The 8,126-nt window shown below is 43.9% G+C and carries 7 protein-coding genes; all 7 read left to right on the top strand.

What is annotated here, in order from left to right; genetic code table 11:
- Positions 1-954 (top strand): hypothetical protein (locus AB4512_RS16110; protein ID WP_372175176.1); only part of this gene is annotated, 954 nt, incomplete at its 5' end.
- Positions 954-1,592, top strand: a complete 639-nt coding sequence (locus AB4512_RS16105; protein ID WP_372117803.1) for a hypothetical protein — start codon at positions 954-956, stop codon at positions 1,590-1,592. The genes AB4512_RS16110 and AB4512_RS16105, both read left to right, overlap by 1 nt.
- The gene (locus AB4512_RS16100) at positions 1,592-2,764 is read left to right on the top strand and encodes a hypothetical protein (RefSeq protein ID WP_372175175.1); all 1,173 of its coding nucleotides are present in this window, start codon (positions 1,592-1,594) and stop codon (positions 2,762-2,764) included. Before AB4512_RS16105 ends, AB4512_RS16100 begins: the two co-directional genes overlap by 1 nt.
- A complete protein-coding gene (locus AB4512_RS16095; protein WP_372175174.1) occupies positions 2,752-4,134 on the top strand; it encodes a hypothetical protein in 1,383 nt (460 codons plus the stop codon). The genes AB4512_RS16100 and AB4512_RS16095 overlap by 13 nt, the downstream gene beginning before the upstream one ends.
- Positions 4,135-4,137: 3 nt before the next feature.
- Positions 4,138-5,448, top strand: a complete 1,311-nt coding sequence (locus tag AB4512_RS16090) for a transglycosylase SLT domain-containing protein (protein WP_136978396.1) — start codon at positions 4,138-4,140, stop codon at positions 5,446-5,448.
- Positions 5,449-5,457: 9 nt separating this feature from the next.
- The gene (locus tag AB4512_RS16085; protein WP_136978395.1) at positions 5,458-5,961 is read left to right on the top strand and encodes a hypothetical protein; all 504 of its coding nucleotides are present in this window, start codon (positions 5,458-5,460) and stop codon (positions 5,959-5,961) included.
- 63 nt (positions 5,962-6,024) lie between these two features.
- Positions 6,025-7,920 (top strand): hypothetical protein, encoded by a 1,896-nt coding sequence (locus AB4512_RS16080; RefSeq protein ID WP_136978394.1) that lies wholly within the window; start codon positions 6,025-6,027, stop codon positions 7,918-7,920.
- Positions 7,921-8,126 lie beyond the last annotated feature (206 nt).

The following is an 8,126-nucleotide window of genomic DNA, read 5'->3' as shown; positions in this document are numbered from 1 at the left end:
TCTTTAAATAATATAAAACCTATGGTGATATCTTATATGAAATATATAAAATTAATTTTACCATGTTTAGCCACTTTTATGATTTTTTGGGGCAACACTAGTAATGCAAATTACTTAGCACCAAAAAAAATCGCTATTAAAGCAGAAAGCGAACATATCGCTTTTGAACAAGCACAATTCAAGCTTGCTAAGCAACTCTTCAGCAAAGTAAGTGCTGAAACTGTTTCTAGTTGCCAAACTATTGCAGACCAAACCCATTGTTTATTCGAAGACAAATCCACTATATCTTCTATTCCAATTGAAGTGAGCCACCTATCTCTGCACTCACAAACTTGTGGTGATGTTCTTTGTCAATATCAGTTCTCTGTTGATGTGCAAACATGGTATCAGCAACTGACCACTCAACTGAGCACCAGTTTAAAGTCTTTTGACCAACTGGTTAGTGATGACATTCTATCCTGGGATAATTTTCTTCGTATGGAAAAAGCTCGGGATGAATTAGCTCAAAATAAATATCGTGTGATGATTTTATCCTCAATAGCTCCAAACCAAGCGAGTTCTTTATTGCAGGACTACCACCAAAGTGAAGTGCGTATAAACGAACGCATCAGTCAAACGCCCGTTAAGTTCCTAACTGCTGGAGACCTTTTATCTCAACAAGTTGCCAACGCACTCACTCAACAGTTCGTGGTTGATCAAGATAACGGTCTACCGATCTATGTTGAATCACTCTCTAAGCAAGGCCAAAGCCGCGGGCGAATTGTATTGCAGAAAACAGTGCGTCTGAAGCTATTAGAACCGAACAATCTCTCTCAAGTCATTCATCAATTTGAGTTTAGTGAGCAGGCTATTGCTAATGATGCAGCCATCGCCAAAGAACACGCAAGCAACACCATTTTGACCAAAATAAACCAACACACCTTCTACGAATTGTTTTTAGGTAGGGAAAAATAATGAAATTAAAGACTGGATTCGTGTTAACCGTACTAGCAATCGCGGGTTGTGCGTCCCCCTCTACTGAGCAAATCGCCTTTGAAGATCGTCAGCTCACACTCAATGATGTAAAAACACAATGCGAAGAGATGGGAACCGAATTCACGAGCATTCGACGCGGTTTTGACAATATTTCTCGCGCTATGGTTTCACTTCAACACCGTCAATGTCGAGTTGTCGAACAGTTCAATATAACCCAGCAAGAGTACGCTGACGTCGCTGGCTTTATTCATAGTAATCGACACCTAAACGGTGAAGAGTTTGATGCAGAAATCGAGCGATTCGATGCTCTACTTCCTAATTCTGATCGGGTTCGCCCCAAGATAGAACGCTACCAGCTCGCTTTACGTCGAATCATGAATGAAAACGAAGAATTAACCGCTGATTTATTGGGTTTTTCTGCGGAAGTAAGTCTTCTGGTTTGGGATGAGCCTTTAGTCCTTTTACCGATTAGCACAAAAGCTGGTACCGCATTTGATGAAATGCGTGAACGCAAATCTTTAATCGAACTTGCCAACGACATGATTCAGTTGGACAAAGCGACCCTTGAGCAAATTCAAGCTTACGATAACCACATCAAACAGAAGGTAAAATCATAATGCGCTTTCAAACCACGGTCGCACTATTTGGCTTAGTCTCAATCGCTGGGTGCCAGTCTACACAGCCTTCACAAACCGTTTCAAAAGCCAACCAAGCGACCTCGAGTTCGAATGTTATCGTTGGTAAATCTGCACATGACTTTTCTGATGATGATATCCAAGTGCCTGCTTACTTTAATACCCAAGGTCTTCAGTTTTGTTCATATGAGGCGGTTGAAACAGACTCACGTTGCCCGCTTGCACGCAAAACGATTCGAGTTCACTTTAATGATATCAATACGCAACTTAATCGCGGCGAGCAACAAAGCTCAGGTAAAGTGTTCGATGCACTCCATACCAGTGTCAATTCCTTCAATGTCGATGGCTTGGTGACCGCGCTAGAAAACCAATTTGCGGGTGTTAACCGCTTTAGAATCATCACTGCAGACAGTAACGCCGTCAATCAATCACTTGAGCGTATTTTAGCTGAAGAAGGCGCAAACCAAGTTGCTGAGCGCAACAGCCAACGTGCGGCAGTATCGACAGATTACGTGATGGCCATTGATGTCACTAAATCAGCCGACATGATGTTCGGTGCGGAGCAATCACTATTTCACTCATCAATGGACATGAGCACAGGCTTTATTGACCCTTACACTCGCGAGCGTCTGAGCTATCCAAATATTGGCCGTACAACGACCTCCAACTTTGATGTGCGCCCTAAGGGTGACTTCGCATCGATTATTGTCAACGGTAATTACTACCGAGGCTTTAATTACACTAGCCCGCAAGATGTCAGTGGTGTGATGGCTGATATGGCCACTCGCAGCTTCGACGTCATGCTGAGCCGTCTATTAACTGAGATGCCCGCTACTTCGCAAGTGCTGGGTATTCGGGGAAATCAGATCTCATTAGACCGTGGCCAAAATGCAGGTATTTTGCCAAATGAAACAATGGTGATCTTTGAATATTCAGCGGGATTTGTTGAACCCATTGGTGTTGCCTCTGTGACGCCTAGTATGCAAAGCGCACAAGGCAATATGGTCCGTTGGAAAAACGACAACATTGCGAAAAATATCCAAAGTGAAGCGCAAAAGGGTATCTACCAACCGGACCGTAATCGACAGCTATTTGCCGTCAGTGTGGGTGTTCCACAGCAATTCTTGGAAGAACGAAGCACATGGACAAACTAACGTTGACCACACTGGTGAGTAGCCCTGCCATACTACTCATCACTGCGTCATTAGCACATGGACAAGGCATTCACTTTGAGCACCAAGCGCGATCTGGCTCCCTCGTTGAGCAAGGCTGTTCTTGGGGACGAGGCGCGCAAGCGATTGAAGATGCGAAAACAGACGCGACTGGCTCGTTGACCCAATTTCTAAAAGCACCATCAAATGATCTGCTTTCTTCTGGCGACTTTGATCGACTGCTGGCGACTTTTGATAGTGAAGAACGTCAATCACTTATTAACGCGCTTGAACTGGGTGAGGTTACGCCTGTGTTTTCTGACGCGTTTTTACTCGGGAGTGATACCTGTGTCAAAGCAAGCTTGCACAGTGATGCAGGAACTCAGATTGATAGCAACTCTGTGGTTTGGGGCGAAGAGGAGGCACATTCTGCTCTGGTTATGGGTGACAGTCGCAATGCGGCCAATGTCAGTGGTAATGAAGAGCAGAAAGCACTGATAGATGCGATAACCAAAGGGCTATCAAGTGCCTTTAATTGGCTTGTCTCTGCCGAGCAGATTAACGTCTTGACCGCTAATGATCACCACACAGTGGTTGCTGTTCTACAAAATAACGTAGCGACTCGCATTGTGCTACTAGAAAACTGGCAGCAACTGGACAAGTCGTTGCAATCCGATGGTAGCGTTAAGGCAACGTTTAACCTGTCATTTCGTGAGCCAAACGAGAAACAAAAAAATAGTATTATTCGAGCCTACCTTGAGCAGCCTGCTTTCTATATCGATGCGGACGATAAGAAAGTGGCTGACAAACTGAGCCAAATACTCAGCCTACGCGGTGAGCGAGTGGTGACTGATAGTAAGCAATCGGCGCTAACCCTTAACGTTCAAACAGACTATCCAGAATCAGTCACTGGCCAGCAACTGAGTTTATCAGTCAATATCAATGACCCATCAGGTCAGCAGTTTGGTCATTGGAAAAATGAGCCATCATTGATTGCATTAAATAAGTCTAACAGCTCCAAACAGCAGCTTATCAATACTCACTTTGCGAACGCCAACTCGCTTAACGAAATTGATAAGCAGCTAAATAACGTCTTGTTGAAATTGTTTGAACTTGGTGGCCCACAGCATAAGGTTTTCTTTCAACCAAGTAAGGTAGGAAATGAAGCCCAGCTCGTCAGTCTTATTGGCGTAATCGATGAGGCTAGGGACGTGCGGATCCATCAGGAAAACAACTATGTTGTTTTGACTCTTCGGTACCCTCACACAGCCGCAAAGCTCGCGCAATACTTGGTACCAGCTTTAAGTATTCATCAGCCTAATCGCAACGCTCAAGTTGAGATTGTGCACGACTATCATATTGTTGTGGAGTAACGAATGAAACATGCAAAACTAAGCCTTTGCGCTCTTATGTTGAGCGTTACTTACTCCCCTGCCCCGCTCGCAACACCTGGTATTGACTCACAAGAATTTGAGCAGTGGTATCAAACCCAGCAACAAGAGTTTGAACAATGGTATAAGGAGCAGTTGAGCGCCTTTAATCAGTGGCAAATCGATAACTTCGACTTGCTTGACAACGAGGTGCACCAGCAGCTGAATCAATGGGGTGAAGCCCAATTTGAGTCAGGTAAAACGGTCGTACTATTCGATAGTGACCAAGAGACCAAACTGGTTGTTGATCTCGAAAGTAATCACCTCTCACTTTCTCACTTGTCGAATGACAAAAATGAGCAAGAAGATATGACTCAGCTGCGTGAACGAATGCACGACATGCTAGTAGCGAATCAAGAGCTGCTCAATGATTTGGGAATGGTTGAGCTTCCAGAGATTGATTCATCTAACATCCACTCTCGATCCCCTCAAATTGATGCAGACCAACAAACAGCCTTAGAGGCACAAATCCGTGCTCAAACAGAACGACAGCTGATTGAGATGAGTCGCTATTCCGACGCTCTTTCACAAGTTGAACCTTCAGCACGAATGAGTACATTTACTCAGCAGCAACAAGCCGCTCTGAAAGCAAATGAACAACGGCGACTTGAAGCAGTTCAAGTACAAGCATCACAAGCAAATGTTGAGTTCCAGCGTGTATCAAACCGTGTCTATGATTTTGAAGCACCGTTGCCAACCAACTCGGTTGCAGCTCGTGCAGAACGCTATCAGCCACTCATCCGAGTCGAAAGCCAGAAACAGAATGCCGATGAGGCGCTTCTCATGGCAATTACACATACAGAATCGCATTTCAATCCTAAGGCAAAATCACCAGTTCCTGCTTATGGCTTGATGCAAGTCGTACCACAAACAGCTGGTCATGATGTTAACCGACTGGTTCGTAAAATTGACAAGCCTATGAACCCGAACGAACTCTATGATGTGCGTACCAATATAGAGACTGGGACTGCTTACATTCAGATCCTAGATCGTCGCTATCTACGTCAAGTTACTGACCCCAAGAGCCGCTTATGGTGCGTGATTGCTGCCTATAACACTGGCTCGGGCAATGTCGCTCGTGCCTTTGGTCACCGCACTATGGCAGGTGCTGCACCTGTTATCAACAAGATGACGTCAGAACAAGTTTATCAGCACCTTATTCAGCACTTACCTTACGAAGAAACTCGCAATTATCTTCCAAAAGTGCGCAATAAGATGCGCGGTTACGCTCAACAAAATAATCAAAACGCTATTTAGAGAAACACTATGAAAAAAATTACTTTGTCTATTGCAATGACATTGGCTATCAGTGGCTGTTCATCAACACCAGATTGGGTTTTTACACCTGACAAGAATCAAGAGAGTGGTATTTGGGAATCCGCTTGCGTGGCTGATACAGGCAACTTTACCACTGATCGTAACCATGCTGCTCACCAAGCTCGCGTGAATATCGCACGCTCACTAGAGACTTCTATTGTAGCACTAGAGCAATCTCGTCAAGCGACGGATTCCGCTGACAACACCTATTCATCGGTCTCTGAACAAACCACCTCTGCGCTGTTAAAACACAGCAGACTAAAAGAATCCGCGCTCGTGAATATTAACGACCAAAGCCAATTTTGTGTGCTAATGGAATTGTCTGATGCCCAGCTTGTGGATGTCATCGATGAATTAGCAGACGACGGCCTGATCGATCCAATGGATCGTTCAGCTATGTACGAAGAATTTAAAAAGCAGCAACAGTTAGAACGTCTATCTAGCAAACTTTAATTTAAACGATAAACAATATCTAGGGCACTGCACTGAGCCTTGCCCCATCTGGTAGTACCAAAAATGTACAAACTTATTATTTTGAGCCTTTTACTCGTAAGCACAAAAACACTCGCGTACGAGTTTACGGCACCGTTAGAAAAAAACGCACAAAGCCAAAAGCAGTATGCGGCGTCAACGGGCGCAACAAGCTATCGTCTGGCTAAGCGCAACCCTAGCTGTGAAAAAGACTGTCGTGTCGATCTTGTCTCCAATGACCGCAGAGTTATTTCAGGTAATTTTAATCCGGGCTCTAGCATCTTTGTTAGTGCTTACTACCGTGATATTTCGTGGGCAATTGTACGAGAGCCTTATAAAAATGAAAAAGGCAGAAATCGCCATCGTTATATGCGCGTCAACTCTAAAGGTCAGAAGCAACAACAGAGTGTTCGACAGTGTCGTTACGCTACTGAAGCTGAAATGACGATTACGCACAACGGTATTCTTGTCTGTGCAAAAGATGATGTTGTTCACATGCGAGGACCAGGATACGAGCGCGAGTTTACGCTGCCTGAATCATCCTTTGCTGGCGCGGTTAATAACAACCTTGCTGGTACAACTGCTATCGCGTTTGTCGGTCGTGACAGCTTTAACCTGTATACAACCAATGTCTACAAACTGATGAGCTATGAAGATACGGCATGGGACAAGACGTTAAGCTACTTCCACCCTCGCAGTGACAGCAATCAGGTGTTAACGGTTTACCCTGAAAACCGAAGCCGCACGATAGTGGCTGCTTACGAGTACATTAACGTGCTTAACAAAGGCCTTAACCTTTACTATTTCCAAGATGGTCATGAGCCTAGAGCGGGACATTTTTTCAATAGTGCTGAAGTTAATATCGGTCATGAACCAGAGATTTATGTTGCAGGGCGTGATGTGGTCATTCGCGCCAAAAACACCTCTATGCGAGATCGTCAGTCGTGGAAAATCAGTCTTGATGATCTTCAAAATAACATTGAGGACCAGTTCCTGCGCTATAGCCACCCAGCCAAAATAGATTTGCTAGCAGGTTATGGTTTAACGCACACAGACTGGAGCATTAATCAGCGAATAAAAGACAACAATAAAGAGACAGTAGCAAAGACTTCTTATCGTATGAACGATGAAAACATGGAAACTTACTACTTCCAAGGTCGAATTGGTGAGACACAAATTTCTTTACGCCAGTTGACCAACGAAGGCAAAGATCACAGTAATGGCAACGTATCAAAAGGTACAAAGATGCTCACTGGTGTGGTTGATTTTCATGGTTTCTTTGATGGTGCAAATACGCTTCGCCTCGAATTTGACACTCTAGAATCAGGTGGTGTAGCTCACTACAGTGATGTCGACGGTACTCTGGAACCATTTACGTTTGAAACTGAATATACCAACATTGATATTCTACTGATGGGTGAACGCGGCGGCTACTGGGGCTTCTCTTACAGTGACTACCATGCCCCGAGTGCAGTCGGCTTTTTTGATAGAAATGGACGTATCGCCGGAACTGCATTCGATGAAAACTTCGATATTAAATCTTATATGTTTAAGATTGGCTATAACGAGGCTGCGTACGGTGCACGTTATGAAACCAGCTATTCTCGCTTTTACAATGATATTGGTATTGGTATTGGTCTGAGCAAGTTATCTGTAGACCGTGATGCTTTAGAGGCAGCTACGGGTGATCGACATGCAAAATTAAGTGGTCGTAATCGCTTAGCTTTAACAGGTGAGTTAGAGATTGGCTACATTTGGCAAAAACGCTTCCACTCGATGCGCGCTGCAGGCTTCTCATTGCAAGCAGGGTACCGTGCAAAAGCAGATATGCTGATACCAATGTATGGCGATGCCAAGGGAGACGATAATGGTTATGAGTTAGCCTACGAACGCTCTGATATTTGGCATGGGCCATTTGTCCAGTTTAATGCCGTTTGGTAGCTAACGTATTTCGAGTATTAATATTCACAATTACTAATGACTAACTTTTAGTCAGGAATAGAAAGCTCTTCATAAATTTAAGAGTTTTCCTACCCTACTTTAATTTATTTATTACAGGTAGATAATGTCACTTTCGAATTAACTAAGTAGATCTAATATTTTCATTATCGATATTTATATGAAAATATATTTTTTATATCTAACCA

It is taken from the genome of Vibrio sp. 10N.222.52.B7 (genome assembly GCF_041474275.1).
Classification (GTDB): domain Bacteria; phylum Pseudomonadota; class Gammaproteobacteria; order Enterobacterales; family Vibrionaceae; genus Vibrio; species Vibrio crassostreae_C.
Note: the sequence above shows the minus strand (reverse complement) of the source record. Positions and strands in the feature narration are given on the sequence as shown.

What these genes read in the sequence shown, in the direction of transcription:
- AB4512_RS16105 (WP_372117803.1), top strand. Translation starts at nt 954, where the DNA reads ATGAAATTAAAGACTGGATTCGTGTTAACCGTACTAGCAATCGCGGGT.
- AB4512_RS16100 (WP_372175175.1), top strand. Translation starts at nt 1,592, where the DNA reads ATGCGCTTTCAAACCACGGTCGCACTATTTGGCTTAGTCTCAATCGCT.
- AB4512_RS16095 (WP_372175174.1), top strand. Translation starts at nt 2,752, where the DNA reads ATGGACAAACTAACGTTGACCACACTGGTGAGTAGCCCTGCCATACTA.
- AB4512_RS16090 (WP_136978396.1), top strand. Translation starts at nt 4,138, where the DNA reads ATGAAACATGCAAAACTAAGCCTTTGCGCTCTTATGTTGAGCGTTACT.
- AB4512_RS16085 (WP_136978395.1), top strand. Translation starts at nt 5,458, where the DNA reads ATGAAAAAAATTACTTTGTCTATTGCAATGACATTGGCTATCAGTGGC.
- AB4512_RS16080 (WP_136978394.1), top strand. Translation starts at nt 6,025, where the DNA reads ATGTACAAACTTATTATTTTGAGCCTTTTACTCGTAAGCACAAAAACA.